This window comes from Amycolatopsis sp. NPDC024027 (genome assembly GCF_040638975.1).
Classification (GTDB): domain Bacteria; phylum Actinomycetota; class Actinomycetes; order Mycobacteriales; family Pseudonocardiaceae; genus Amycolatopsis.
Genome location: NZ_JBEZYY010000008.1, coordinates 65,241 through 91,192, shown reverse-complemented (window position 1 = coordinate 91,192; position 25,952 = coordinate 65,241). Strand labels below are relative to the sequence as shown.

20 protein-coding genes are annotated in these 25,952 nt (G+C 71.5%); 13 read left to right on the top strand and 7 right to left on the bottom strand.

The annotated features are described in order from the left end of the window. Window positions 1–238: 238 nt before the first annotated feature. Both AB0F52_RS21320 and AB0F52_RS21315 read left to right on the top strand, forming a co-directional pair. Window positions 239–826, top strand: a complete 588-nt coding sequence (locus tag AB0F52_RS21320; RefSeq protein ID WP_199191026.1) for a TetR/AcrR family transcriptional regulator — start codon at window positions 239–241, stop codon at window positions 824–826. Between the two features lie 49 nt (window positions 827–875). Then, the gene (locus AB0F52_RS21315; protein ID WP_013229665.1) at window positions 876–1,382 is read left to right on the top strand and encodes a hypothetical protein; all 507 of its coding nucleotides are present in this window, start codon (window positions 876–878) and stop codon (window positions 1,380–1,382) included. Window positions 1,383–1,395: 13 nt separating this feature from the next. Here AB0F52_RS21315 and AB0F52_RS21310 read toward each other — a convergent pair whose 3' ends face one another. Further along, window positions 1,396–2,514, bottom strand: a complete 1,119-nt coding sequence (locus tag AB0F52_RS21310) for a homoserine O-acetyltransferase (RefSeq protein ID WP_360173463.1) — start codon at window positions 2,512–2,514, stop codon at window positions 1,396–1,398. Next, a complete protein-coding gene (locus AB0F52_RS21305) occupies window positions 2,511–3,815 on the bottom strand; it encodes a bifunctional o-acetylhomoserine/o-acetylserine sulfhydrylase (protein ID WP_360173461.1) in 1,305 nt (434 codons plus the stop codon). The genes AB0F52_RS21310 and AB0F52_RS21305 overlap by 4 nt, the downstream gene beginning before the upstream one ends. A gap of 161 nt (window positions 3,816–3,976) precedes the next feature. Here AB0F52_RS21305 and rdmE point away from each other — a divergent pair, with 161 nt between their 5' ends. Continuing rightward, complete coding sequence (gene rdmE, locus AB0F52_RS21300; RefSeq protein WP_360173459.1) at window positions 3,977–5,539, top strand: aklavinone 12-hydroxylase RdmE; 1,563 nt, start codon at window positions 3,977–3,979, stop codon at window positions 5,537–5,539. 66 nt (window positions 5,540–5,605) lie between these two features. Here rdmE and AB0F52_RS21295 read toward each other — a convergent pair whose 3' ends face one another. Beyond that, entirely contained in the window at window positions 5,606–6,007 is a 402-nt protein-coding gene (locus AB0F52_RS21295) for a hypothetical protein (protein ID WP_360173456.1), read from the bottom strand. 369 nt (window positions 6,008–6,376) lie between these two features. Beyond that, window positions 6,377–6,997, bottom strand: a complete 621-nt coding sequence (locus tag AB0F52_RS21290) for a methyltransferase domain-containing protein (protein WP_360173453.1) — start codon at window positions 6,995–6,997, stop codon at window positions 6,377–6,379. Window positions 6,998–7,047: 50 nt separating this feature from the next. Between AB0F52_RS21290 and AB0F52_RS21285 the strand changes: the two genes are divergently transcribed. Together AB0F52_RS21285 and AB0F52_RS21280 are read left to right on the top strand one after the other, a co-directional pair. Then, window positions 7,048–8,604: a helix-turn-helix domain-containing protein gene (locus tag AB0F52_RS21285; protein ID WP_360173450.1), complete on the top strand. Its 1,557-nt coding sequence runs from the start codon at window positions 7,048–7,050 to the stop codon at window positions 8,602–8,604. 164 nt (window positions 8,605–8,768) lie between these two features. Then, on the top strand, window positions 8,769–9,689 hold the full coding sequence (locus tag AB0F52_RS21280) for a zinc metalloprotease (RefSeq protein WP_360173447.1): 921 nt from the start codon (window positions 8,769–8,771) through the stop codon (window positions 9,687–9,689). Window positions 9,690–9,865: 176 nt separating this feature from the next. Here AB0F52_RS21280 and AB0F52_RS21275 read toward each other — a convergent pair whose 3' ends face one another. Both AB0F52_RS21275 and AB0F52_RS21270 read right to left on the bottom strand, forming a co-directional pair. Then, on the bottom strand, window positions 9,866–10,333 hold the full coding sequence (locus tag AB0F52_RS21275; RefSeq protein ID WP_360173444.1) for a pyridoxamine 5'-phosphate oxidase family protein: 468 nt from the start codon (window positions 10,331–10,333) through the stop codon (window positions 9,866–9,868). After that, the gene (locus AB0F52_RS21270) at window positions 10,330–11,265 is read right to left on the bottom strand and encodes a zinc-binding dehydrogenase (RefSeq protein WP_360173441.1); all 936 of its coding nucleotides are present in this window, start codon (window positions 11,263–11,265) and stop codon (window positions 10,330–10,332) included. The genes AB0F52_RS21275 and AB0F52_RS21270 overlap by 4 nt, the downstream gene beginning before the upstream one ends. A 173-nt stretch (window positions 11,266–11,438) precedes the next feature. Here AB0F52_RS21270 and ald point away from each other — a divergent pair, with 173 nt between their 5' ends. Continuing rightward, window positions 11,439–12,554 carry an alanine dehydrogenase gene (gene ald, locus AB0F52_RS21265; RefSeq protein ID WP_360173438.1) on the top strand — a complete coding sequence of 372 codons (1,116 nt, stop codon included), beginning with the start codon at window positions 11,439–11,441 and terminating at the stop codon, window positions 12,552–12,554. A 101-nt stretch (window positions 12,555–12,655) separates the two neighbouring features. Here the strand turns inward: ald and AB0F52_RS21260 are convergent, their stop codons facing one another. Then, window positions 12,656–13,333: a response regulator transcription factor gene (locus AB0F52_RS21260; protein WP_360173435.1), complete on the bottom strand. Its 678-nt coding sequence runs from the start codon at window positions 13,331–13,333 to the stop codon at window positions 12,656–12,658. Window positions 13,334–13,787: 454 nt separating this feature from the next. Between AB0F52_RS21260 and AB0F52_RS21255 the strand changes: the two genes are divergently transcribed. From AB0F52_RS21255 to AB0F52_RS21225, 7 genes are all read left to right on the top strand, one after another. Next, window positions 13,788–14,843: an ABC transporter ATP-binding protein gene (locus tag AB0F52_RS21255; RefSeq protein WP_360173431.1), complete on the top strand. Its 1,056-nt coding sequence runs from the start codon at window positions 13,788–13,790 to the stop codon at window positions 14,841–14,843. Beyond that, a complete protein-coding gene (locus AB0F52_RS21250) occupies window positions 14,843–15,724 on the top strand; it encodes an ABC transporter permease (protein WP_360173428.1) in 882 nt (293 codons plus the stop codon). Before AB0F52_RS21255 ends, AB0F52_RS21250 begins: the two co-directional genes overlap by 1 nt. Window positions 15,725–15,820: 96 nt before the next feature. After that, the gene (locus AB0F52_RS21245) at window positions 15,821–19,567 is read left to right on the top strand and encodes an ABC transporter ATP-binding protein (protein ID WP_360173426.1); all 3,747 of its coding nucleotides are present in this window, start codon (window positions 15,821–15,823) and stop codon (window positions 19,565–19,567) included. A gap of 182 nt (window positions 19,568–19,749) precedes the next feature. Then, the gene (locus AB0F52_RS21240) at window positions 19,750–20,262 is read left to right on the top strand and encodes a DUF4291 family protein (RefSeq protein ID WP_360173423.1); all 513 of its coding nucleotides are present in this window, start codon (window positions 19,750–19,752) and stop codon (window positions 20,260–20,262) included. 233 nt (window positions 20,263–20,495) lie between these two features. After that, window positions 20,496–24,218 (top strand): multifunctional oxoglutarate decarboxylase/oxoglutarate dehydrogenase thiamine pyrophosphate-binding subunit/dihydrolipoyllysine-residue succinyltransferase subunit, encoded by a 3,723-nt coding sequence (locus tag AB0F52_RS21235; protein ID WP_360173420.1) that lies wholly within the window; start codon window positions 20,496–20,498, stop codon window positions 24,216–24,218. A gap of 177 nt (window positions 24,219–24,395) precedes the next feature. Then, entirely contained in the window at window positions 24,396–24,914 is a 519-nt protein-coding gene (locus tag AB0F52_RS21230) for an N-acetyltransferase (protein WP_360173417.1), read from the top strand. Between the two features lie 13 nt (window positions 24,915–24,927). Beyond that, a complete protein-coding gene (locus tag AB0F52_RS21225; RefSeq protein ID WP_360173414.1) occupies window positions 24,928–25,908 on the top strand; it encodes an LLM class flavin-dependent oxidoreductase in 981 nt (326 codons plus the stop codon). Window positions 25,909–25,952: the final 44 nt, after the last annotated feature.

Genomic DNA, 25,952 nt, shown 5'->3' with positions numbered 1-25,952 from the left:
CGACCGAGGGCTCGACGCCGCCCGGGTCTGCGCGATCAGGTCGGCAGGCGGAGGCGCCGTGCAGGCGACGGTGATCGTGCGCGACAACCGGAGCGCCCCCTTCCCCGTGAACGCGATCATGGACCTGTTCACCCCGCCCGGCGCCGACCCGGGCCTCTGGACGTGTGACCGGCGCGGCCGGAACCGTCCCCGGCCGGGGACGTTAGCGCTCGCTAACCTGCCGCTCTAATATGGCCTGATGCCGGCCAACCCCACCCCTCTGGTGAACGGCGAGAAGGCGAACAGGCGTGAACAGATCCTGTCCGCGGCCGCCGAGCTGTTCGCCCACCACGGCTTCCACGGCGTCGGGATCGACGACATCGGCGCCGCCGTGGGCATCTCCGGCCCGGCGCTCTACCGGCACTTCCGCAGCAAGGACGCGATCCTCGGCGAGATGCTGAACTCGATCAGCCGCTACCTGCTCGACGGCGGCACGGCGCGGGCCGCCCGGCCGGGTGAGCCCGACGACACGCTGACCGGCCTCGTGCGGTTCCACGTCGATTTCGCGCTCGAGCACCCGGCCTTGATCACCGTTCAGGAGCGCAACCTCGCCAACCTCACCGACGCCGACCGCAAGCAGGTGCGCGCGCTCCAGCGCCAGTACGTCGAGGTGTGGGTGCGCGTGATCCGCGAAGCCGTCCCGGACCTGGGAGAACGGCAGGCGCGGTCGGCGGCACACGCCGTGTTCGGACTGATCAACTCGACCCCGTACAACCGCCATCTCGGTGACGACGAGCTCGCCGAACTGCTCTGCCGGCTCGCGCTGGGTGCCCTTCGCGCGGCCTGATGGCCATCGGCGGATCAAGGTATCCCGCCGAGCGCCCTCGTGGTGTTTGATGGGGCACGTGGACCCGGATTGGAGCGAGCAGGAGCGCCGGCTCGTCGAGAAGGCTCAGCGCGCGTTGACCGCGCTGAGCCTCGGCGACGACGCCGAAGCGCTGGGCGAGGTCGCCCCCTCGGCCGCCGAGCCGCAGGCCCGCGCGGACGAGACGAAGGCCCTGATGCTGCTGCTCTTCGGCGAGTGCAGCGCGATGGTCTCCACCCTCGGCGACGGCGGCAGCGCCCCGGTGAAGGTCCAGGTGTTCGACGAGGACGGCGAAGAGGTCTCGATCGACCAGGCCGACCCGCCGGTGCGGACGGCGGTCCGGACGCTGCTCGCGGAGGTGCACGGCAACACCGAAGCCGCGCAGGAGCAGGTCGAGATCGCGCTCGCCAACGCGGCCCCGGACGAGGTCGACAGCCTCGTCCTGCAGGCGCTGCGCTGGACCATCCGGCTGTCGGTGGAGTGCCTGGACCGCGACCTGCCGGTGGCCCCCTGGATCTCCGAGGCCGTCTCCGACTGAGGCCCCGAAGCGCCTAGCCCAGCAGGTGCTTGACCAGGGCCGCGATCTGGCCGGCTTCGATGAGGAACGAATCGTGCCCGTACGGCGAGGACACGATCGACGGCTCCGGCGCCCCGGGGATCCCGGCCGCGATCTCCGCCGACTGGTACAGCGGGTAGAGCCGGTCGCTGTCGACGCCGCCGATCACCGCCCGCGCCGTCACCCGGCCCAGGGCCGCCGCCACGCCGCCGCGGCCGCGGCCGACGTCGTGGGTGTTCATCGACTCCGTCAGGACCAGGTAGCTGTTCGCGTCGAAGCGGCGCGCCAGCTTGGCCGCGTGGTGGTCCAAATAGGACTCCACGGCGAACCGGCCGCCGCGCAGGGGATCTTCGCCGTCCTGCGGCACCCGGCCGAACCGCTGGGCCAGCTCGGGCTCGCTGCGGTAGGTGACGTGCGCGATCCGCCGGGCGATGCCGAGCCCGGTGCCGGGTCCCGACGGCGCCGAGTAGTAGTCGCCGCCGTGGAAGAACGGGTCGCCGCGGATCGCGTGCAGCTGCGGTGCCGCCCAGGCGATCTGCTCGGCCGACGCCCGCGCGGTCGACGCCAGCACCAGCACCGAAGCCACCCGTGGCGGCAGCGACACCGCCCACTCCAGCGCGCGCATCCCGCCCATCGACCCGCCGACGACGGCCGCCCAGCGGTCGATGCCCAGCGCGTCCGCCAGCGCCGCTTCGGCCGCGACCTGGTCGCGGACCGTCACCACCGGGAACCGGCTGCCCCACGGCCGCCCGTCAGGCGCGAGCGACGACGGCCCGGTCGAGCCCTGGCAGCCGCCCAGCACGTTCGGGACCACGACGAAGAACTCGTTCGTGTCCACGGCCTTCCCCGGCCCGATCAGCGCGTCCCACCAGCCCGCGCTGGGGTGGCCCGGCCCGGCGGGGCCGGCCGCGTGGCTGTCGCCGGTCAGGGCGTGCTCGACGAGGATCGCGTTGGACGCGTCGGAGTTCAGCGTCCCCCACGTCTCGTACGCGAGCGAGAACGACGGCAGCACGCCACCGGCCTCCAGCGCGAGCGCGCCGGGGCCGGTGACGAACTGCCGGCGGCCCGGCGGATCCCCGATCCGCCAGGCGCCGGTGACGGGCTCAGCCGTCACAGTTCCGCCTTGGCCGCCCGGAATCCGGCCTCGAGGTCGGCCTTGAGGTCCTCGATGCCCTCCAGCCCGACGGCGAGCCGGACCAGCCCGGGCGTGACGCCGCTGGAGAGCTGCTCCTCCGGGTTGAGCTGGCTGTGCGTGGTCGACGCCGGGTGCACGATCAGGCTCCGGACGTCACCGATGTTCACCAGCTGGCTGTGCAGCTCGGTGCCGTCGACGAACTTCCGGCCCGCCGCGACACCGCCGCGCAGGTCGAAGGACAGGACCGCACCCGCGCCGCGCGGCAGGTACTTCTGCGCGTTGGCGTGGTGCGGGCTCGACGGGAGGCCGGCGTAGTAGACCGTCTCGACCTCGTCGCGCTGCTCCAGCCACTCGGCCAGCGCCTGCGCGTTCGCCACGTGCCGCTCGAGGCGCAGCGACAGCGTCTCGATGCCCTGCAGGATCAGGAAGCTGTTCAACGGCGCGATCGCGGCGCCGGTGTCGCGCAGGATCTGGACGCGCGCCTTCGCCGCGTACGCGCCCGGGCCGAGCGCCTCCCAGTACTTCAGGCCGTGGTAGCTCGGGTCCGGCTCGGTGAAGCCCGGGAACCGCGCCGGGTCCTTGCCGAAGTCGAACGTGCCGCCGTCGACCAGCACGCCGGCCACCGTGGTCCCGTGGCCGCCGAGGTACTTCGTCGCCGAGTGCACGACGACGTCGGCGCCGTGCTCGATCGGGCGCAGCAGGTACGGCGTCGGCACGGTGTTGTCGACGACGAGCGGGACGCCGGCCGCGTGCGCGACGTCGGCGACGCCCCGGATGTCGAGGACGTTGCTGCCCGGGTTGGCCAGCGTCTCGGCGAAGAACAGCTTGGTGTTCGGCCGGACGGCGGCGCGCCACTGCTCCAGGTCGTCCTGGTCGTCGATGAACGTGACCTCGACCCCGAGCTTCGGCAGCGTGTAGTGGAAGAGGTTGTAGGTGCCGCCGTAGAGCGACGGGCTCGAGACGAAGTGGTCGCCCGCCCCCGCCAGGTTCAGGATCGCCGCCGTGGTCGCCGCCGAGCCGGACGCGAACGCCAGCGCCGCGACGCCGCCTTCGAGCGCGGCGAGCCGCTGCTCCAGCACGTCCTGGGTCGGGTTCATGATCCGCGTGTAGATGTTGCCGGGCTCGGCGAGGCTGAACAGGTCGGCGCCGTGCTGGCTGTCCCGGAAGACGTACGACGTCGTCTGGTAGATCGGCGTCGCCCGCGCCCCCGTCGCCGGGTCCGGCGCGGCACCCGCGTGGATCTGCTTGGTCTCGAAGGACCACGCCGAAGTCTCGGCCATCGGTTTCTCCTTGCGGCTCAACGGGTTCGTGAAGGGGCTGCCGGGACGAAGCTACTTGCGCCGAACGGCCTACCCAACCCTTCCCACCTCCTGGGAGCCGGATTGCCTTGTCAATCTAATCTCTCTGTGACTAAGATATTTGGTAAGCGAGATTCACGAGCATGGAGGTAGTCGTGGCGGAGCGGGTGCAGGTGCTGGTCGTGGGGGCCGGGCTGGGCGGGTTGTCGGCGTCGCTGTTCCTGGCGCAGGCGGGCGTGGAGGTGCTGACCGTCGAGCGGCACGCGGGGACGTCGGTCCATTCGCGCGCCGCCGGGCAGAACTGGCGCACGATGGAGTTGTTCCACTGGGCGGGAATCGACCGCGAGGTGCTGGCGGCCAGCCCGCGGGCGTCGCAGGGGCTGCGGATCACCGTCGCGACCAGCCTGGCCGGCCGGGTGCTGCACCGGCTCGTCCAGGACGGCAGCGAGTTCGACGTCTCGGCGTCGACGACACTGCCCGCCGGCATGGCCGGGCAGGACGTCGTGGAGCCGATCCTGCTGGCGCACGCGGAAAAGGCGGGCGCGCGGGTGGTGTTCCGGACCGAGCTGACCGACCTCGCGCCGGACGAGGACGGCGTCACCGCGACGCTGCGGCACCGCGATACCGGCGAGGAAACCGTGGTGCGCGCGGACTACGTCGTCGCGGCCGACGGCGGGCGCAGCGGCATCCGGCAGCGGCTCGGCATCGGGACCACCGGGATGGACGCGCTGAGCCACTGCCTCGGCGTGGTGTTCGACGCCGACCTCGGCGACCGGGTCCAGACCGGCCTGTCCGACCTGTTCTACCTGCAGCACCCGGACTTCACGGCCGGGTTCGTCAACACCGATGTCCCGGACCGGTACGTCTTCGCCCCGGACTACTTCCCGGACCGCGGGGAAAGCCCGGCGGACTTCACCCACGACCGGCTCGTCGCGATGATCCGCGCCGCCACCGACCTGCCGGAACTGGACCCGGAGATCGTCTGGACGGGCTCGTGGGAGATCGCCGCGCGGCTCGCCGACCGGTTCCGCGCCGGGCGGGTCTTCCTGATCGGCGACGCGGCGAAGGTGACGCCGCCGACCGGCGGGATGGGCGGCAACACGGCGGTCGGCGACGCCGCGGACCTCGCGTGGAAGCTCGCCGCGGTGCTGCGCGGCGAAGCGGGCCCGGCACTGCTCGACACCTACGAAGCCGAGCGGAAGCCGATCGCGCGGATGGTCATCGACACGTCGCTGCACAACATGAAGCAGCGCATGCACCCCGATCTCGACGTCTCCGGGCTGACGAAGGCCGAGGACCAGGTGGCGATCCTCCTCGGGTTCCGCTACCGGTCGGCCGCGGTGCTCGCCGAGGAGCCGGACGACGGCGAACGCGTCGAGGACGTGCACGCCCCGACCGGCCGCCCCGGCTTCCGCGCACCCGGCCTGGAGTCCACTGTGGACCTGTTCGGGCACTCGTGGGTCCTGCTGTGCGCCGGCGACGGCACGCGGTGGCAGCCGGCCGCGGCGGACGTCGCGGCGGAGCTGGGCGTCCGCCTCGACTGCCACGTGCTCGACGACGACCTCTTCGCCGCCCGTCACGGCCTTGCGACGGGCGGCGCTTCGCTGGTGCGTCCCGACGGCATCGTCGCGTGGCGCTCCCCGGAGCCGGCCGAGGACACCGCGGGCGAGCTGCGGCGGGTCCTGACGGCGGTCCTGTCCCGCTAGTCGCGCTGCTTCTCCGGTTCTCCGGCTTCGCGCGGAGCCCGCGGCTCGGGGCGGCCACCCGGCTGGTCACCCCGCCGCGGGCCGCCGGCCGACTCCGGCGAAGTGTTCGTGCAGCTCGCGGACGTGCTGGGCCCAGAACAGCCGCCGCCCGCCGCGGGTGCGGGGCACGGCCAGGCCCTTGCGGCTCGCGAGCCGGTAGAAGCCGGGTCCGGCGTCCTCGGCACCGAGGTTGCGGACGAGCGCGCCGAGCAGCCGCCCGCCCGCCTCGTCGAACCCGGCTTCGGAGATGCGGTCGAGCAGGCAGGCCATGCTCGCGCGGCCCTCGCCGGTGGTGAAGTCGAACCCGGCCACCCCGGTGCGCCGGATCAGCGCGGCGGCGAATTCACCGAAGGAAGTCGTCCGGTCCACGACCGCGCGCGCGATCAGAATCGCCTTGCCCGCGTCGATCATCTTTTGCCATTCCGCCACGTCACGTCCGTACAAGCCGGCCACCTCGCACTTTCCCCGGCGAAACCTTCCGGTCGATCGCGAGAGGATGCCACACGCCCGGTCCGCGTGCCCACGGGGGCGGGTTTCGCTGGCCACAAGGGCTTCTGGCTCCATGGGCGGTTTCTTTTCGCTCTTCCGGGATCTCCGGCAAGAGTTTTCCACGGTTGCGATGAATGGGGGATCCGGCTGGGAAGGATCGCCGGGATGAAATAGAGTCGGCGCCTCTGCGGACCCGGGATCGATCGGCGGGTCCGGCATTCCCGCAATCACCGGAGCACCGTGAGCGATCCCCCCTGAACGCCTGCCGGGGCGGCGCGTCCGCCCGCCACCGCCCCGGCAGGCCCCGGCTCAGCGCCGGCCGAGCACCCAGTGGAAGGTCGCCGGCCCCTCCGGTTCCTGCATCGTCACGATCTCGTCCACCTCGAGGGTGAACCCGGCCGTTTCGAGCAGCCGCCGGTTTTCCGCGGGCGAGTGGCTGCTGAAGAACATCGGCGCGCCGAGCCAGCCGGCCTCGACGCCGTTCGCTTCGCTGCACCCGAGCGCGGCCAGGAACCAGCCGCCGGGACGCAGCCAGGCGGCGATCCGCGCGAAGAGCGCGCCGTGTTCCTCGCGAGGCACGTGCAGCACCGAGTAGAACGCCGTCACGGCGGCGAAGCTGCCGTCCGGAAAGGACAGTGCGGTCATGTCGCCCCGCTCGAACCGCGCGCCGGGGACGTTCCGCCTCGCCAGTTCCAGCTGCGCCGCGGAGAGGTCGACACCGAGGACGTCGTGGCGTTCGGCGAGCGCGGCGGTGCTCGGCACCCCGGCGCCGCAGCCGAGGTCGAGGACCCGGGCGCCATCGCCGAGCCGGCCGGTCAGCTCCCCCAGGAACCGCGACCGCGGGTCGTCCGCTATCCGCGCACTCCACTCGAGGTACCGCTCCGCCACGCTGTCGTAACCGCTTTCCACGATCCGCCGGGCTCCGCTCACCGCACCGACCCTACCGAGCCTTCCAGCGGTTTCTCGGCAAGAATGGTCTTGTGGTTTCGGTGCGCAGCGTGGTCGACCGGGTGGGGCCGACGCTGCTCCACGCGCTCCAGGTGCCCGACGACTCGCCCGCGGTCGCCGACGTCGTCATCGCCGAACCCGGCGGGGCGCTCACCCTGTCCGCCGGGGACCTCGTGCTCGGCGTCGCCACGACCGGGCCCGAAGACGCCGCCGAGCTGGTGAAGCAGAGTGCCGGGCAAGGCGCCGCCGCCGTGCTGCTCAAGCCGCCGCTGGCCGCGAAACCGGCGGTGAAGCGGGCCGCGAAGGCCAGCGGGATCGCGCTGATCCAGGTGCACGCCGCGACGTCGTGGGCGCAGCTCGTCTGGCTGCTGCGGACGGTCCTCGACGCCCTCGCCGACGAGTCCGAGGACCTCGACCCCGGGTCCGGCGACCTGTTCCGGCTGGCCGACGCCGTCGCGAGCGTCGTCGACGCGCCGGTGACCATCGAGGACACCAACTCGCGCGTGCTCGCCTACTCCGCGCGCCAGGACCTGACCGACCCCGCCCGCGTCGCCACGATCATGGGCCGGCGCATCCCGGACGACGTCCTCGCGCGGTTCCGGTCGCGCGGGGTGTTCCGCGAGCTGTCCCGCGGCCGGCAGACCATCTTCGTCCCGGCCCAGCGCGACGGCACGCTGCCGCGGCTGATCGTGCCGATCCGGATGGGTGGCGAGCTGCTCGGGTCGATGTGGGCGGTGGTCGCCGGGCCGGTGTCCGACGAGCGCGCGGCCGCGTTCGCCGACGCCGCCCCGGTCGTCGCGCTGCACCTGCTGCGGCGGCGCGCGCACACCGACGCGCAGCGCCGCGCGTCGGCCGAGCTGCTGCGCGCGGTGCTCGAAGGGCGGGCGAACCCGCGCAAGGCGATGGCGGAGCTGGACCTGTCCGACGAGCCGCACCGCGTGGTCGTCATCGAGGTCACCGGCGGCGACGGGCGCGACGCCGAGGGCCTGCGGCTCGCCCTGCTCGAACGGATCTCCCAGGGCATCGGCAGCCGCCCGGTGGCGACCGAGCTCGGCGGGCTGCTCTACGCCGTGGTGCCGGACCGGCCGGGTCCGGGCGGCTGGACCGAGCTGCGGCAGGCCCTGGACGCGCAACCGGCGTCCCGGCGCGGCGGCGCTTCCCGCGCGGCGGCGGGCTCCCCCGGCGGGATCGGCGACCTCTCGGCGTCGCGCGCCCAGGCCGACGAAGCTCTCGGCCTGCTGCGCGCCGAAATCCTCGCCGCGCGCGTGATCGCCTTCGACGAGGCCTGGACGGCGCTGACGCTGCATCGCGGCGCGACGGCGGCCTCGGCGGCGCGGGTCGCCGACCTCGGCCCGCTGGGCACCCTTCGCGCGCACGACGAATCGGGCAAGGCCGAGTACGTCGAGACGCTCTACGAGTGGCTGCGGCACCCCGGCGACCCGCGGGCGGCGGCGCGGGAGCTGCGGATCCACCCGAACACCCTGCGGTACCGGATGCGGAAGCTCCTCGAACTGGTGCCGCTGGACCTCGACGACCCCGACGTCCGGCTGGCCCTGCTGACCCAGCTCGTCGCCGTGCGCTGGAGCTGATGGGCCGTTCGGCCCAGCGTTTCACCCGTGCGTTACTCCGCATGGATCGCGCCGATCGTTCGGATTGTCTTTTCCAGCCGAAAGATGGTGGATTCCGAAGATCGCGTGCCGCATTTTCTCCTCACCACCCCGGGTAGCCGGGTCGTTGCCAGAGGAGTACCTCCATGAGCAGTTCGGAGCGGTTCGGTAAGGCCATCAAGCTGGGTGCGGTGTCCGCGCTCTCCCTGGTCGCCCTGGTCGTCCCGGCCGCAGGAGCCGGGAGCGCCGTCGCGGCGCCGAGCGGCGACTGCTTCACCCCCGCCCACGCCGCGGACCGCAGCAAGGACGGTCACGCCGACTCGGTGTCCCCGGCCGAGGCGGCCCGCATCGAAGCGGACATGCAGAGCAAGCTCGCCGGCAAGCGTTCGGCGCGTTCGGCCGAGGCCGCCGCCGCGGTCTCGATCCCGGTGTACTTCCACGTGATCACCAGCGGTTCGACCGGCAACCTGCCGGCGTCGACGATCAGCAAGCAAATCTCGGTCCTGAACAGCGCCTACGCGTCGAGCGGGTTCAGCTTCTCGCTCGTGAGCACCGACTACACGAACAACTCCACCTGGTACAACGGCATCACCGACGGCACCTCGGCCGAGCGCAACATGAAGAACGCGCTGCGCAAGGGCGGCAAGAACGCGCTGAACGTCTACACCGCCAGCCTCGGCGACGACCTGCTCGGCTGGGCGACGTTCCCGTCGAACTACAGCTCCCAGCCGAAGATGGACGGCGTGGTGCTGCTCGACGAGTCCCTCCCGGGCCGCTCGGCGACGAACTTCAACGAGGGCGACACGGCAACCCACGAGGTCGGCCACTGGATGGGCCTCTACCACACGTTCCAGGGCGGCTGCTCCGGCTCGGGCGACTACGTGTCGGACACCCCGGCCGAAGCGACGGCGACGTCGGGCTGCCCGACGAACAAGGACACCTGCACCTCGACGGGCAAGGACCCGGTCCACAACTTCATGGACTACAGCTACGACAGCTGCATGTACGAGTTCACCGCGGGCCAGACCTCGCGGATGAAGAGCGCGTGGTCGGCGTACCGCGCCTGAGCCCCCGTTTCCCGCGGCGGAATCCGTGAAGGTCTCCTCGGGTCTCCGAGGGGGCCTTCACGGCGTTTCAGGTGGGTCTGTCGTTGATGAGTCCGCCATCTCGCCCCCAGCCGGCTCCCACCACGCCGTCCCCAGCCAACTCAGCGCCACGCGATCCGCGGCGAACCCGCCGCGCATCACGGTGGCTGCGTTCCCCTCCCCGCGCGGCTTCCCAGCGCGCCGCCGCCGGGAAAACCGCCACCCACCTCGTAACCGAGGTCCTTCGCCACCAGCCGCGACGGCCGCAGGTACACCCAAACCGCGCCGACGTCCCCGTGCAGGTACTCGCGGAACCGCGGATCCCACCGCTGTTCGTCAGTCCCCAGATAACGCACCAGCTTCCGCCGCCCCCGCGCAACATCGAACGGTCGCACTTCCGCGTCACCGCTCGCCAGGACCTGCAGAACCACCCCCGTGTCGAGCTCGCAGACATCGACCGTCAGCGCGATCCGCGGCCGCTCGCGAAGGAGCGCCGGCAGGCGTGACCACGGGCCGCTGAGGATCCAGAACGCGCCGTCCTCCCACAGGTACCAGGTGGGCCGGACCGTCGGCCCGTCCGTGGCCACCCGGGCCGTCAGCGGGCGGGCGAGGAAGTCGTCGATCATGTGACCAGCAACGTCTTACCCACCGTCGCGCGCGACTCGATCGCCGCGTGGGCGTCCGCCGCCTTCTCCAGCGGGAACCGCTGCCCGATCACCGGCACCAGGCTCCCGGACGCCGCCGCGGCCAGCGCGGACTCCGTGAACGCCCGCAGCTGCGCCGGCTCTCCGATCGAGCGCACCAGCGAAACTCCCCGCGCCGCGGCGTCCTCTTCGGACACTTCGGCCCACGAACCGGCCGCCAGCCCGTACACCGCCATCCGGCCACCCGGGCGCAGCAACCCGAACGCCGCCGTGCCGATCGCCCCGCCCACGCCGTCGAACACGACGTCCACCGGGCCGGCCGAGGCCGTCCAGTCCGGCCGCAGGTAGTCGGTCACGACGTCGGCCCCACGCACGTGCACCACCTTCGCCGGCCCGCCCGCCGCGCCGATCACCGTGGCTCCCGCCGCCTTCGCCAGCTGCACCAGCAGGCCGCCGACACCGCCCGCCGCCGCCTCGACCAGGACTCGATCGCCCGGGCGCACCCTGGTCGCATGCACCAAGCCGGTCGCCGTCCGCCCGTCCGCGAGCAGCGCCACCGCCGCGTCGAGCGCCAGCGCGGGCGGCACCTCGAACACGGCCGCCGCGTCCACCGCGACGCGCTCGGCGTACCCGCCGGAGCCGCCGGTCGACGTGACCACCCGCTGCCCCGCCAGCCCCGGGTCCACGCCCGCGCCGACCGCGCTGATCACGCCGCCGACGCCGTTGCCCGGGATCACCGGCAGCGCGGCCCGGAACGGCCCCGGAGCGCCCGCCCGGAACTGCGTCTCGACGAACGTGGTGTTCGCGAACACCACCTCGACCAGCACCTGTCCCGGCCCGGGGACCGGATCCGGCGCCTCCCCCGGTACCAGGACCTCCGGACCACCGAACTCTCTCAACCACACCACACGCATGCCGCAACGCTGCAACTTCAAGTGAAGTCGAAGTCAAGGACCTTGTTCTCACAGAACCATGAATGCGGCTCGGAACTGTCCGCCCAGCACGATGACACCGCCGTCCGGGTGGTTCACCGTGAGTGGCAACACCGCACCGTATTCCGGACGCGGACCGACCCAGGAGGCCGACCGTGCGTATCGCCGTTCCCCGTGAGATCAAGAAGCACGAATACCGGGTCGCGCTGACCCCGGCCGGGGTGCACGAGCTGGCCGGCCGGGGGCACGACGTCTTCGTCGAGACCGGCGCCGGGGTGGGTTCGTCCATCACCGACGAGGAGTACGTCGCCGCCGGCGCGAAGATCCTCACCACCGCCGACGAGACCTGGGCCGAGGGCGAGCTCGTCCTCAAGGTCAAGGAACCCATCGCCGAGGAGTACGGGCGGCTCCGGCGTGACCAGGTCCTCTTCACGTACCTGCACATCGCCGCCGACCGGCCGCTGACCGACGCGCTGCTGGCGGCCGGCACCACCGCGATCGCCTACGAGACGGTGCAGACCGCGACCGGTGCGCTCCCGCTGCTCGCCCCGATGTCCGAGGTCGCGGGCCGGCTGGCCCCGCAGGTCGGCGCGTTCTCCCTGATGAAGCCGAGCGGCGGCCGCGGGGTGCTGCCCGGCGGCATCCCCGGCGTGCACCCGGCACGCGTCGTCGTGATCGGCGGCGGTGTGGCGGGCCTGAACGCCGCCCGCGTCGCGCTCGGCCTCGGCTCGGACGTCGAGATCCTGGACACCAACGTCGACCGCCTCCGCCAGATCGACAACGACTTCGGCGGCCGCATCCGCACGGTGACCTCGACCCGGCTGTCGGTCGAGGAGTCCGTGCTGCAGGCCGACCTGGTCATCGGCGCGGTGCTGGTCCCCGGCGCGAAGGCGCCGAAGCTGGTCTCGAACGAACTGGTGGCCCGCATGAAGCCGGGCAGCGTGCTCGTGGACATCGCGATCGACCAGGGCGGCTGCTTCGCCGACTCGCGTCCGACCACGCACGACGACCCGACTTACACGGTGCACGAGTCGGTGTTCTACTGCGTCGCGAACATGCCGGGCGCGGTGCCCCGGACGTCGACCTACGGCCTCACGAACGTCACGCTGCCGTACGCGGTCCAGCTGGCCGAGCACGGCTGGAAGGCCGCCCTGCAGGCCGACGCGGCGCTCGCGAAGGGCCTCAACACGCACGCCGGCGCCTTGACGAACGGCCCGGTCGCGGTGGCCCACAACCTGCCGCACACCCCGCTGGACACCGTCCTCGCCTGACCGCATTTCCCCGAGCGGGTTCCTGCCGCACACGGCAGGAGCCCGCTCCCTTTTCACACCCCGTCCGTCCACTACGGACAGGGTGCCGGGCCCGCCGAAACCTAGGCCCCCGCGGTCACCACGTGATAACCGGCGCCGCGAACGGTCCGGATGGTCTCGACCCCGAACGGCAGATCGATCTTCCGCCGCAGCGCACTGACGTGCACCTCAACCAGGTTGGCGGTCGCGGAGGCAGCGAAGTCCCACAGGTTGTCAACGAGTTCGCCTTTGCTGACAACCTGCCCGGCCCGCTGCATGAGGTAGGCAAGAAGGGCGAACTCCTTGACGGTGAGCGTGATACCGGCGTCGCCGCGCCGACAGGTCCGGCTGGCCAGATCGAGTTCAAGGTCCCCCAGCTTGAGCACACCCGCCCGGGTGGCGCCCCCACGCCGGATGAGCGCGCGCAGCCGCGAAAGCAGCACACCGTAGGAGAACGGCTTGGGCAGAAAGTCATCGGCCCCGGTATCCAGCGCCTCGATCTCGTCATCCTCACCATCTTTGGCGGTGAGCATGAGAATAGGAGTCCGATCCCCCCGTTCCCGAAGCCGCCGGCAAACGCGATACCCATTCAGCCCGGGCAGCATGACATCGAGAACGATGGCGGCATAGGACCACTCCCCGGCATGCCACAGAGCATCCCGCCCGTTGTGAGCAACATCAACGGCATACCCCTCAGCCCCAAGCCCAGCCCGCAGAGCCTCAGCCAGCCGCCGTTCATCCTCAACAACCAAGATCCGCACCACGCAACGATGCCACAAAGCCCCCCACAACCCAGCCGCCCTCTATCCCCCACCCAGGCCCCCAACACCCCCGAAAAGCCGAGCCCAAGGCACCGTGGGGGGTCCGGGGGGCTCGGCCCCCCGGGAGACACGACGAAGTCGACATGAGCGGCGAAGCCGCGATGCAGAGACGAAGGGGCGACCCGCTCAACCAGCCTGGGGGTCACTGGGAGCGGGCCGCCGATACCTAGCTTAGAGGGGTCTGGCGGAGTTGGCTGCACCGGGTCGGCAAGTCGCACGAATTCTTTACCAAGTTGATCTGACGGACGGCGGTGAATCCTCTGGTCAGCGGCGCCGAGCGGGGTACTGGCCGGTAGCGGAAAGTGACGAAGGTCGCTCTCGGGCGTTCCGTGCGCGCGAGCGCGGCTGGTAGGGCAGGATGACGCCGCATCAGCGGGGAACGTTAGGGGACGGTATGCACGACGGCAGTGGCCGGATTGTGGTGCAGAACCTGAGCAAGCGGTTCGGCGAAGTGAACGCCGTGCAGAACCTGAGCTTCACGGTCGAACCTGGTTCGGTGACGGGTTTCCTGGGTCCGAACGGCGCCGGTAAGACGACGACGTTGCGCATGTTGCTCGGGTTGGTGACACCCACATCGGGGTCGGCGACGATCAACGGGCGGTTGCACTCGCAGCTGGGGAACCCGGCGCGGGTGGTGGGCTCGGTTTTGGAAAACGAGGGTTTCCACCCGGGCCGGACGGCTCGCAACCACCTCCGGGTGTACGCGGCGGCCATCGGGGTGCCGGATCGGCGGGCGGACGAGGTGCTCGGCCTGGTGGGCTTGGGCAGTGCCGCGGACCGGAAGGCGGGCGGGTTCTCGCTCGGTATGCGGCAGCGGCTGGCGCTGGCGACGGCGCTGCTGGGTGACCCGCAGGTGCTGGTGCTCGACGAGCCGACGAACGGCCTGGATCCCGAGGGCATCCTGTGGCTGCGCAACTTCTTGCGGTCGTACGCGCGGGAGCAGCGGCGGACCGTGCTGGTTTCGAGCCACCTGCTCAACGAGGTCGAGCAGCTGATCGACCAGGTGGTGATCATCAGCCAGGGCGTCACGCGGTACTACGGCCCGCTGGAGCAGCTGCGCAAGGGCCAGCAGTCGCGGGTGCTGGTGCAGCCCGCGGATCCGGCGGCGCTGGTGAAGGCGTTGCAGGAGAACGGCATCCAGCAGGTGTCGCCGACGCCGGACGGCCGGGTCGCGGTCGCCGGGTCGAGTGTCCAGCAGATCGGCGACCTGGCCGCGAAGGCCGGGATCGCGGTCTACGGGATGCAGGAGGAGCACGCCGATCTGGAGCGGATGTTCTTCCAGCTGACGCAGGGTCAGTACGCCGGCGCGCCGGGCTACCCGCCGCCGCAGCCGCCGTACCAGCAGGGCCCACCGCCCGGTTACCCGCCGCAGCAGCAGCACTACCAGCAGGGCCCGCCGTCGGGCCCGCAGCAGCAACAGCAGCAGTACTGGGGAGGACCGCAGCAGTGATGGGCAACCTGATCAAGGCGGAGTTCCGGAAGACGCTCTCGCTGAACACGTGGTGGGTGCTGCTGATCCCGCTGGCGCTGGTGGCGTTCTGGCTGACGTTCTTCTGGGGCAAGATCACGAACGACTTCGCGGACTACATCGGCGGCTCCGACGCTCGCGAGATCGCGAGGGCGGTGGGCCTGGACGCGAGCAAGCTGCCGGTCGGGCTGCTGGCGTTCGCGCACGGCGTGAACATCGCGCAGCTGATCCCCGGCCTGTTCGGCGTGTTCGCGCTGGCCGGTGAGTACCGCAGCAAGACGATCACGACGACGTTCCTGACGGCGCCGAACCGGGTCACGGCGCTGACCGCGAAGATGCTGACGTACGTGGCGTGGGGCGCGATCTACGGCCTGGTGAGCTTCGGCGTCTCGGCGATCGCGGTGATGGCGTCGGTCGATTCCGGGCGGTGGCCCAGTGCCGGCCAGTGGCTGGCCGCGCTCGGCGGGACGATCCTGGCCTCGGTGCTGGTGACGCTGTTCGGCATCGGGTTCGGCGCGGTGCTGCGCAACGTGCCGCTGGCCGTGGTGCTGTTCCTGGTGTGGTTCCTGATCGTGGAGAACGTGCTCGTCATCGCGCTCTGGGGACCGGCCGACATCCTGGGCGGGCTGCTGCCGAACGGCACCGCGAACGGGATCGTGGGCGGGATCGCCGCGGACGCGTTCGGCATCAACTCGCTCAACCTGCCGGGTGGCGTCGACCACTGGTCGGCGCTCGGCCTGCAGCTCGCGGCGGGCGCACCGGGCGTGATCTCGTGGTGGGCGTCGGCGCTGATCTTCTTCGCGTGGACGTTGCTCTTCTTCGGCCTCGGCTGGGCGGGCAACCAGAAGCGCGACATCACGTAGTCCCGGCTGTCCGCGAAGGCCACCTCGAGCTGCTCGAGGTGGCCTTCTTGGTGTTCGAGGAAATATTTTGTCGGTGGTGGCGCTTACTGTCACAACGTGACCGTCGCTCCGCCCAGCTCCCGTCAAGAGCTCCCACCCACCGAGACAGCCGGCTGGATCCGCCGGCTGTCCGCGGCGGCGTGGGAGCACCGTGTGCTCGTCGTGCTGTCGCTGCTCGCGGCCGCGTTCGGCGTCGGCGTGCAGGCCGCCAGCCCGTTGCTGGTGCGCACGGCGGTCGACGACGCGGTGGCCGGGCGGACCGGCGGGCTGCCCGGGATCGCCGTTTTCCTGGTCGCGCTGCAGCTGGTCGCCTTCGGCACCGCCTTCGCGCGCCGCTACCTCGGCGGGAAGCTCGCCCTCGACGTGCAGCACGATCTGCGCCAGCGCGTCTTCAACGCCGTTTCGCGGCTGGACGGCGGCAAGCAGGACGCGCTGCGCACCGGCCAGGTCGCCTCGCGCGCGATCTCCGACCTGCAGCTGGTGACCGGGATCCTGATGCAGGTCCCGCTGTCGTTCGGCTCGGTGGTCTTCGCGCTGCTGTCGTTCGTCGCCATGCTGTGGCTGTCCCCGGTGCTGACGCTGATCGCGCTGGTCGTCACGCCCGCGGTCGGCATCATCGTGGCGCGCAGCCGCAAGCGCCTCTTCCCGGCGACGTGGTCGGCGCAGCAACGCGCGGCGGACGTCGCGCAGCAGGTCGAAGAGACCGTCACCGGTGTCCGGGTGGTCAAGGGCTTCGGCCAGGAGACGCGGGAAGTCTCGAAGCTGGAAGGGACCGCGCGCAAGCTGTTCGGGGAACGGCTTCGCGCGGCGAAACTCTCGGCGGTCCCGACGGCGACCACCGCCGCCCTGCCCGCCGCCGGCCAGGTGGCCGTGCTCGGCATCGGTGGCGTCCTCGCGCTGAATGGGTCCATCACCCTCGGCACGTTCCTGGCCTTCGCGACCTACCTCGCGACGCTGATCGGGCCGGCCCGGATGCTCTCCGGCCTGGTCGTGCAGGCCCAGCTGACCCGCGCCGGCGCCGAGCGGGTGTACGAGCTGATCGACGCCCAGCCGGAGGTCGCCGACGCGCCGGACGCGCGGCCGCTGCCGGAGGGGCCGCTGGGCGTGGAGCTCGACGGCGTCCGGTTCGGCTACACCCGCAGCGAACCGGTGCTGGCCGGTCTTTCGGTCACCGCGAACCCGGGCGAAACCCTCGCGCTGGTCGGCACCGCGGGCTCGGGGAAGTCGACGATCTCGTTGCTGCTGCCCCGGTTCTACGACGTGCACGAGGGCGCGGTGCGGGTCGGCGGCCTCGACATCCGTGACGTCCCGTTGCGGCAGCTGCGGCAAGCGATCGGCGTGGTGTTCGAGGAGGCGTTCCTGTTCTCCTCCTCGATCCGGGACAACATCGCCTACGGCCGTCCGGACGCGAGCGACGAAGAAGTGGTCGCCGCGGCCAAGGCCGCCGAGGCGGACGGGTTCATCCGCGCGCTGCCGGACGGCTACGACACGCTGGTCGGCGAGCGGGGGCTCACCCTCTCGGGCGGGCAGCGGCAGCGGCTCGGGCTGGCCAGGGCCCTGATCACCGACCCGCGGATCCTGGTGCTCGACGACGCGACCTCGGCCATCGACACCGTCACCGAAGCGGCGATCTACGACACCCTGCGCTCGGTGACCGCGGCGCGGACCACCCTGCTGATCGCCCACCGGCGCTCCACCCTCGCCCTGGCCGACCGGATCGCGGTGCTGGACGAAGGCCACGTCGTCGACGTCGGCACCGAAGCGGAGCTGATGGCGCGCTGCCCGCTGTTCCGCGAACTCGTGGCCGGCCCGGGCGACGACGTCGAAGAGAAGCACCGCTGCGAGGGCCTCGATCGCGGCCCGGGCGGGGTCACGCCGTCGCTGTGGCCACGGGACGAAAGCCAGGACGAGGTCGACGCACTGGCCGAAGCCGCGCGGATGCGCAGTGGCGACCCCAACAGCAGCGGGTTCGTCGGCGGGGGCGGCGGCCTGGACGTGCCGCCGACGCCGGAGCTGATCGAGGGCGTCCGCAAGCTCCCGCCCGCCGTCGACGAGCCGCGGCTGCCCGGCGTGGACGTCACCGCGCCCGACCCGAAGTTCCGGCTGGCCGGGCTGCTGCGGCCGGTCCGCGGGCCCCTGTTCCTGGTGATCGGGCTGGTGGCGGCGGACGCGCTGGCGTCGATCGCGCTGCCCGGGCTGTACCAGTTCGGCGTCGACCACGGGGTGCGCGCCGGCGTCGAGTGGATGATCTGGCTGGCCGCCGGCATCGGCGCCGCGGTGATCGCGGCCGACTGGCTGGTGGTCTTCGCGCAGACGCGGCTGACGTCACGGGTGGGCGAGACGGTGCTGTACGCGCTGCGCGTCCGCAGTTACGCGCACCTGCAGCGGCTCGGGCTCGACTACTACGAGCGGGAGCTGTCCGGGAAGATCATGACCCGGATGACGACGGACGTCGACGCGCTTTCGACGTTCCTGCAGACCGGGCTCGCCACCGCGGTGGTCAGCGCGCTGACGCTGGCCGGGATCACGGCCGCGCTGCTGGTCACCGACGCCGGGCTGGCGCTGTACGCGCTGGCGATGGTGCCGGTGCTGGCAGTGGCCACGGTGATCTTCCGGCGGTCGGCGTCGAAGGCGTACAACGAGGCTCGCGAGCGGGTCAGCGTCGTGAACGCGGACATGCAGGAGAACGTCAGCGGGTTGCGGGTCGCGCAGGCGTACACGCGCGAAGACCGCTCCGCGGAGGCGTTCGCTTCGCGCAGCGACGACTACCGGCGCTCGCGGCTGCGGGCCCAGCGGTACGTGGCGACGTACTTCCCGCTGGTGGCGCTGATGTCGGACCTGGCGACCACGACGGTGCTGGTGGCTGGAGCAAGCCGCGTCTCGGCGGGCACGCTGTCGGCCGGTGTGCTGCTCGCGTTCCTGCTGTACCTGCAGCAGTTCTTCTCGCCGATCCAGCAGCTGTCGGCGGTGTTCGACGGCTACCAGCAGGCGAGCGTCGGCCTGAACCGCATCGGCGACCTGCTGCGGACGCCGACGTCGGTGCCGGCGGCGGTCAAGGCGGTCGCGGTGCCGGCCCGGCTGCGCGGCGAGGTCTCGTTCAAGGAGGTCGAGTTCTCCTACGCCGGCGCCGAGACTCCGGCGCTGGCGGAGTTCTCGCTGGACGTCGCGGCCGGCGAGACGATCGCGCTCGTCGGCGCGACCGGCGCCGGGAAGTCGACGGCGGTGAAGCTGGTGGCGCGCTACTACGACGTCACCGGCGGCGAGGTCCGGATCGACGGCACGGACGTCCGCGAGTACGAGCTGGCCGGCATGCGGCGCCGGATGGGCGTGGTACCGCAGGAGGCGCACCTGTTCTCGGGCACGGTGGCCGACAACGTCCGCTACGGCCGCCCGGCCGCGTCCGACGCGGAGGTCGAGGCGGCGGTCCGCGCGGTGGGCGCGCTGGACGGCGTCGCGGCCCTCCCGGCAGGCTTCCTGCAGCCGGTGGGCGAGCGCGGCCGCTCGCTGTCGGCGGGCCAGCGCCAGCTGGTGGCCCTGGCGAGGGCGGAGCTGGTGGACCCGGACGTCCTCCTGCTCGACGAGGCCACGGCAGCCCTGGACCCCTCGACGGAGGCAGCGGTCCTCCGGGCCACGGAGACGGTGGCCCGCCGCCGCACGACGTTCGTGGTCGCCCACCGCCTCGCCACAGCGGCCCGCGCGGACCGCATCGTGGTCCTGGACCACGGCCGCGTCGTGGAAACCGGAACCCACGCCGAGCTCCTGGCCGCCAACGGCCCCTACGCCCGCCTCTGGGCCCTCGGCTGAACCCGTAACCGGCGTGATCCAAGCCAATCAGGAGTGATGCCCCTCCAATCACGCGTGATGCCCTCCTGATCACGCGAGATGCCCCTCCAATCACGCGAGATGCCTGTGCAGACACAGGCGATGCCCTCTTACGCACGAAAGTTCGTGGCCGGGGTGGTCGGGGCACTGGGAGCATGGCGGGCATGTTCGAAGAGAAGCGGGTTCCCGACCGGCAGGTGCGGGCGGCGCAGACCGAGACGAGCGTCCGGGTCTACCAGGCGTGCTCGCCCGCCGTCGCCGACGCCGCGCTCGAGAAGCAGGCCTTCGAGCGGGGCGGGCCGGTGCAGGTCACGCCGTCGTTCCGGCTCGCGGCCCACGGCAGCGAGAACGGGCGCAAGCCCGGCCACGAGCGCATCCTCGCGATCGACCTCACCCGCGAAGGCTTCGAGTCGGCGCTGGCCCACGGGCACGTCCGGTGGGAAGCGGAGCGAGATCTCGACCACACCGCGCTGAACTTCCAGGCCATCCGGATCGGCCTCGACACCGAACCCGTCGACGAGTGGATCACCGCCGTCACCGATGTCACACCGGTGATGCGCGACATCGCCGGGCTGCTGGCCACCGACCAGCTCCACCTGGCCGTCAAGCTCGTTCCCCACGAGCCGCCGTACCCGCTGGGCAAGGACCTCGCCGAGGCCGTCGACGCCACGCCCTGAGGCAGCGCCCGCCGGTCGAGCGGTCCCCAGCCCGGTCGGCCGGGAACCCTGTACCCGGTCCAGGGCTTAAGGTTCCCTTAGCACATCTTGATCGAGTCAGTGACCGATACCCTAGTGCGCCTCGCCTCACACAGGCCGGTTCCATCACATCGCGGTCACCGAGGGGGTTAGCCTGGTAGGCGCATCAGCGGATTCAAGATCGAGATCGAGACGGATAGAGGCGAGCCCCAGCCGTGTCCAGCAGCAGCCCTGCGTCACAGTTCGGCCCCAACGAGTGGCTGGTCGAAGAGATGTACGACCAGTTCCTCGCAGACCCTTCTTCAGTCGATGCCGCCTGGCACGACTTCTTCGCGGACTTCAAGCCGACGCAGAACGCGCAGGCCAAGGCGGACACCGCCCGGCAGCAGCAGTCCGACGCCAAGGCCGCCACCAACGGCCAGGCCTCCCAGCCGTCGGCCGGGGCGGTGCGGAACGCCGAGTCGGCGGCCAAGCAGTCGGCGACCAAGTCGGCCCCGGCCACGGCGGCGCCCGCGAAGGCGGCCCCGAAGCCGGAGCAGAAGGCGGCGCCGAAGCCGGCCGCGAAGGCCGAGCCCAAGGCCGAGGCGAAGAAGGAAGAGCCGGAGTCGAAGCAGCTGCGCGGCGCCGCGGCGGCCATCGCCAAGAACATGGACGCCTCGCTGAGCGTCCCCACCGCGACCAGCGTGCGCGCGGTCCCGGCGAAGCTGATGGCGGACAACCGCATCGTCATCAACAACCACCTCAAGCGCACCCGCGGCGGCAAGATCTCCTTCACGCACCTCATCGGCTACGCCATGGTGCGGGCGCTGAAGGCGTACCCGAACATGAACCGGCACTACCAGCTGATCGACGGGAAGCCGTTCGCGGTCACGCCGGAGCACGTCAACTTCGGGCTCGCGATCGACATGAAGGGCAAGGACGGCTCCCGCACGCTCGTCGTGGCCTCGATCAAGGGCTGCGAGGACATGTCGTTCCTGCAGTTCTGGCAGGCCTACGAGGAGATCGTCAAGAAGGCCCGCAACAACAAGCTCACGGCCGACGACTTCTCCGGCACCACGATCTCGCTGACCAACCCGGGCGGCATCGGCACCAACCACTCGGTGCCGCGGCTGCAGGCCGGCCAGGGCGCCATCATCGGCGTCGGCGCCATGCAGTACCCGGCCGCCTTCGAGGGCACCAGCGAGAAGACGCTGGTCGACCTCGGCATCAGCAAGATCATGACGCTGACCTCGACCTACGACCACCGCATCATCCAGGGTGCGGAGTCGGGCGAGTTCCTCAAGCGCATCCACCAGCTGCTGCTCGGCGAGGACGGCTTCTACGACGACGTCTTCACCAGCCTGCGCCTGCCGTACGAGCCGATCCGCTGGGTCGCCGACATCCCGGACGGCCCGGTCGACAAGACCGCCCGCGTCATCGAGCTGATCGACGCGTTCCGGATGCGCGGCCACCTGATGGCCGACACCGACCCGCTGAACTACCGCCAGCGCAGCCACGCGGACCTGGACGTGCTGTCCCACGGTCTCACACTGTGGGACCTCGACCGCGAATTCCCGGTCGGTGGCTTCGCCGGCCAGGAGCGGATGAAGCTGCGCGACATCCTGGGCGTGCTGCGCAACTCGTACTGCCGCACGGTCGGCATCGAGTACACCCACATCCTCGACCCCGAGGAGCGCCGCTGGATCCAGGAGCGCGTCGAGATCCCGCACGAGAAGCCGGACCCCGCGGTCCAGAAGTACGTGCTCTCGAAGCTGAACGCCGCCGAAGCGTTCGAGACGTTCCTGCAGACCAAGTACGTCGGCCAGAAGCGGTTCTCGCTCGAGGGCGGCGAGACGGCGATCCCGCTGCTCGACACGCTGCTGGACAAGGCCGCCGAGCACGAGCTCGACGAGGTCGTCATCGGCATGCCGCACCGCGGCCGGCTGAACGTGCTGGCCAACATCGTCGGCAAGCCGATCAGCCAGATCTTCCAGGAGTTCGAGGGCAACCTCGACCCGGGCCAGGCGCACGGCTCCGGTGACGTGAAGTACCACCTCGGCGCCGAGGGCAAGTACTTCCGCATGTTCGGCGACGGCGAGACGAAGGTGTCGCTGACGGCGAACCCGTCGCACCTCGAGACCGTCGACCCGGTGCTCGAGGGCATCGTCCGCGCGAAGCAGGACCTCCTGGACAAGGGCGGCGAGGGCTACACCGTGTTGCCGGTCCTGATGCACGGCGACGCGGCCTTCGCGGGCCAGGGCGTCGTCGCCGAGACGCTGAACCTGTCGCTGCTGCGCGGGTACCGCACCGGCGGCACCGTGCACGTCATCGTCAACAACCAGGTCGGGTTCACGACCGCGCCGGAGCACTCGCGCTCGTCGCAGTACGCCACCGACGTCGCGAAGATGATCGGCTCGCCGATCTTCCACGTGAACGGCGACGACCCGGAGGCCGCGCACTGGGTGGCCAAGCTGGCCGTCGAGTACCGCCAGGCGTTCCACAAGGACGTCGTCATCGACCTGATCTGCTACCGCCGCCGCGGCCACAACGAGGGCGACGACCCCTCGATGACGCAGCCGGCGATGTACGACATCATCGACACCAAGCGTTCGGTGCGGAAGACCTACACCGAGTCGCTGATCGGCCGCGGCGACATCTCCGTCGAGGAGGCCGAGGCCGCGTTGCGCGACTTCTCGAGCCAGCTGGAGCACGTCTTCAACGAGGTGCGTGAGCTGGAGAAGCACCCGGCGAAGGCCAGCCCCTCCGTCGAGGAGGAGCAGCAGGTGCCGGCCAAGGTGGCGACGGCGATCACCGGCAAGACGCTGGAGCACATCGGCGACGCGTTCGTGAACGTGCCGGACGGCTTCACCCCGCACCCGCGCGTCAAGCCGGTCATGGAGCGCCGCCACAAGATGTCCCGCGAGGGCGACATCGACTGGGCGTTCGGCGAGCTGCTGGCGTTCGGGTCGCTGGCGATGGAGGGCCGCCTGGTCCGGCTGTCCGGCCAGGACTCGCGCCGCGGCACGTTCACCCAGCGGCACTCGGTGTTCATCGACCGCAAGACCGGCCAGGAGTACTCGCCGCTGCAGAACCTGGCCGACGGCCAGGGCCGCGTGATGATCTACGACTCCGCGCTCTCGGAGTACGCGGCCGTCGGTTTCGAGTACGGCTACTCGGTGGCCAACCCCGAGTCGCTGGTCATGTGGGAAGCGCAGTTCGGTGACTTCGTCAACGGCGCCCAGACGGTCATCGACGAGTACATCTCCTCGGGCGAGGCCAAGTGGGGCCAGCGTTCGGACGTCGTGCTGCTGCTGCCGCACGGCCACGAGGGCCAGGGCCCGGACCACACGTCCGGCCGCATCGAGCGGTTCCTCTCGCTGTGCGCGGAGGGCTCGATGACGGTGGCGGTCCCGTCCACCCCGGCGAACTACTTCCACCTGCTGCGCCGCCACGCCCTCGACGGCATCCAGCGCCCGCTGGTCGTCTTCACGCCGAAGTCGATGCTGCGCAACAAGGCCGCGACCTCGCCGACCGAGGACTTCACCGGCGAGAGCCGGTTCATGTCCGTCATCGACGACGTCACCCCGGACCCGGCGAAGATCCGCAAGGTGCTGCTGACCTCCGGGAAGCTGTACTGGGAGCTGGTGGCGGAGCGGACGAAGCGCGAGGCCGACGACGTCGCCATCGTGCGGATCGAGCAGTACTACCCGCTGCCGAAGAAGAAGCTGCTGGCGGCGCTGGAGCGCTACACGAACGCGACGCAGGTCGCGTGGGTCCAGGAGGAGCCGGAGAACCAGGGTGCGTGGCCGTTCTTCGGCCTGAACCTGCCCCGGAAGTTCCCGGAGGTGCTCTCGGGCCTGCAGGTCGTCTCCCGCCGCCCGATGGCGGCTCCGTCGGCGGGTTCGTCGAAGGTGCACGAGGTCGAGCAGAAGGCGCTGATCTCGAAGGCGTTCGACTGATCGCTTGAAGCACGACGAAGGCCTCCTCCCCGATCCGCCGGCGAGGAGGCCTTCGTCGTGGTCCGCCCGGACTTCGTCAGCCGCCCGGAACTGTCGGTGCCCTCCGGTAGCGTGGAAACCGGGGGCGCAGCCCAAACCGATTGCCATCCGCAGCCGGTTCACGGCAAGGTGGCGATCATGCTGATCCGCCGCGAGACGCCGGGCGATGAGGCGGCGATCCACGCCGTCCACAGCGAAGCGTTCCGGCGCGAAGCGGGCGTCACCCCGGTCGAGGCGCCGCTCGTCGACGAACTCCGCACCGAAGGCGACCTGGTCAACGCCCTGTCGCTGGTGGCCCTCCACGACGGCGAAGTCGTCGGGCACGTGTGCTGCAGCCGCGCCCGCCTCGGCGAAGACCCGGCGGCCGCGGTGGGGCTCGGGCCGCTCGGCGTGCTGCCCGCGCACCAGTCCGGCGGCGTCGGCTCGGCGCTGGTGCACGCCGTGGTCGCCGCGGCCGACGCCGTCGGCCACGGCCTGGTCGTCCTGCTCGGCGAGCCCGCCTACTACTCGCGGTTCGGGTTCGTGACGGCGGCGGACCTGGCGATCACGGCCCCGGACCCGCGGTGGGGCCGGTACTTCCAGGCGCGGACGCTGGCCGCGTACGAACCAACCCAGGCGGGCGCGTTCGAGTACGCGCCCGCGTTCTCCCGGATCTGAACAGGAGCCGCGCGTGTACACACCGACCTCGTCCGTGGGGGTGCGGATCAACCGCGAGCAGCCGCCGGCCAAGCTGCGCGACCTCGCGCGCCAGGCCGAAGACGCGGGTCTCGACGAGCTCTGGCTGGTCGAGGACTGTTTCTGGGCGGCCGGTGTCGCCACGGTCGCGACGGCGCTGGCGGTGACGTCGACGATCAAGGTGGGCATCGGCGTGCTGCCGGCGGTGGCGCGCAACCCGGCGATCGCGGCGATGGAGGTCGCGGCGCTGGCCGAGCTGAACCCGGACCGGCTGATCGCCGGGTTCGGCCACGGCGTCGCCTCGTGGATGCGGCAGATCGGGGCGTACCCGGCATCCCCGCTCGCGGCGCTGGAGGAGACGCTGCTGGCGGTCCGGCGGCTGCTGGCGGGCGAGCGCGTCTCGATGGACGGCCGGCACGTCCACCTGGACGAGGTCGAGCTGGTGTTCCCGCCGGCGTCGCCGCCCCCGCTGGTGGCGGGCGTCCGCCGCCCGAAGTCCCTGGCGGTCGCGGGCGCGGCGGCGGACGGCACGATCCTCGCCGAGCCGGCGCCGCCGGAGTACGTCCGGACGGCGCTGGAGGGCATCGCACCGGGCCGCGCGGCGGAAGGCGCGCCGGCCCACCACGCGGTGGTGACGTACAACTGGCTGGCCCTGGGCGACCGCGAGCGGGCGCGCCTGACGGTCGCGGAGTCCCTGACCCCGGGATCGCGGGTGCAGGTCGAGGGCCTGCCGTTCGCCGGGGAACTGCTGGCCCTGATGGACTCCACGTCCACAGTGGACGAGCTGGCGGCGGGCCTGCGTCCGGAGTGGATCGACCGCTTGGCCATCTGCGGCGACGTGGACACGTGTGCCGCGGCGGTCCGATCGCTCCACGAGGCGGGCAGCGGCTCGGTGGTGCTGCTACCGCTGCCGGAGGAGCCCCCGGAGAAGGGCATCGAGGACGCGGCCCGGGTGGCGGCGGCCGTAAGCGGCTGAGGCGCGCGACGCAACGAAGAACCCGAAGCCGGCGCCGGGCAGGT

What these genes read in the sequence shown, in the direction of transcription:
- AB0F52_RS21320 (WP_199191026.1), top strand. Translation starts at nt 239, where the DNA reads ATGCCGGCCAACCCCACCCCTCTGGTGAACGGCGAGAAGGCGAACAGG.
- AB0F52_RS21315 (WP_013229665.1), top strand. Translation starts at nt 876, where the DNA reads ATGGGGCACGTGGACCCGGATTGGAGCGAGCAGGAGCGCCGGCTCGTC.
- AB0F52_RS21305 (WP_360173461.1), bottom strand. Translation starts at nt 3,815, where the DNA reads ATGGCCGAGACTTCGGCGTGGTCCTTCGAGACCAAGCAGATCCACGCG.
- rdmE (WP_360173459.1), top strand. Translation starts at nt 3,977, where the DNA reads ATGGAGGTAGTCGTGGCGGAGCGGGTGCAGGTGCTGGTCGTGGGGGCC.
- AB0F52_RS21280 (WP_360173447.1), top strand. Translation starts at nt 8,769, where the DNA reads ATGAGCAGTTCGGAGCGGTTCGGTAAGGCCATCAAGCTGGGTGCGGTG.
- AB0F52_RS21275 (WP_360173444.1), bottom strand. Translation starts at nt 10,333, where the DNA reads ATGATCGACGACTTCCTCGCCCGCCCGCTGACGGCCCGGGTGGCCACG.
- AB0F52_RS21270 (WP_360173441.1), bottom strand. Translation starts at nt 11,265, where the DNA reads ATGCGTGTGGTGTGGTTGAGAGAGTTCGGTGGTCCGGAGGTCCTGGTA.
- AB0F52_RS21255 (WP_360173431.1), top strand. Translation starts at nt 13,788, where the DNA reads ATGCACGACGGCAGTGGCCGGATTGTGGTGCAGAACCTGAGCAAGCGG.
- AB0F52_RS21250 (WP_360173428.1), top strand. Translation starts at nt 14,843, where the DNA reads ATGGGCAACCTGATCAAGGCGGAGTTCCGGAAGACGCTCTCGCTGAAC.
- AB0F52_RS21240 (WP_360173423.1), top strand. Translation starts at nt 19,750, where the DNA reads ATGTTCGAAGAGAAGCGGGTTCCCGACCGGCAGGTGCGGGCGGCGCAG.
- AB0F52_RS21230 (WP_360173417.1), top strand. Translation starts at nt 24,396, where the DNA reads ATGCTGATCCGCCGCGAGACGCCGGGCGATGAGGCGGCGATCCACGCC.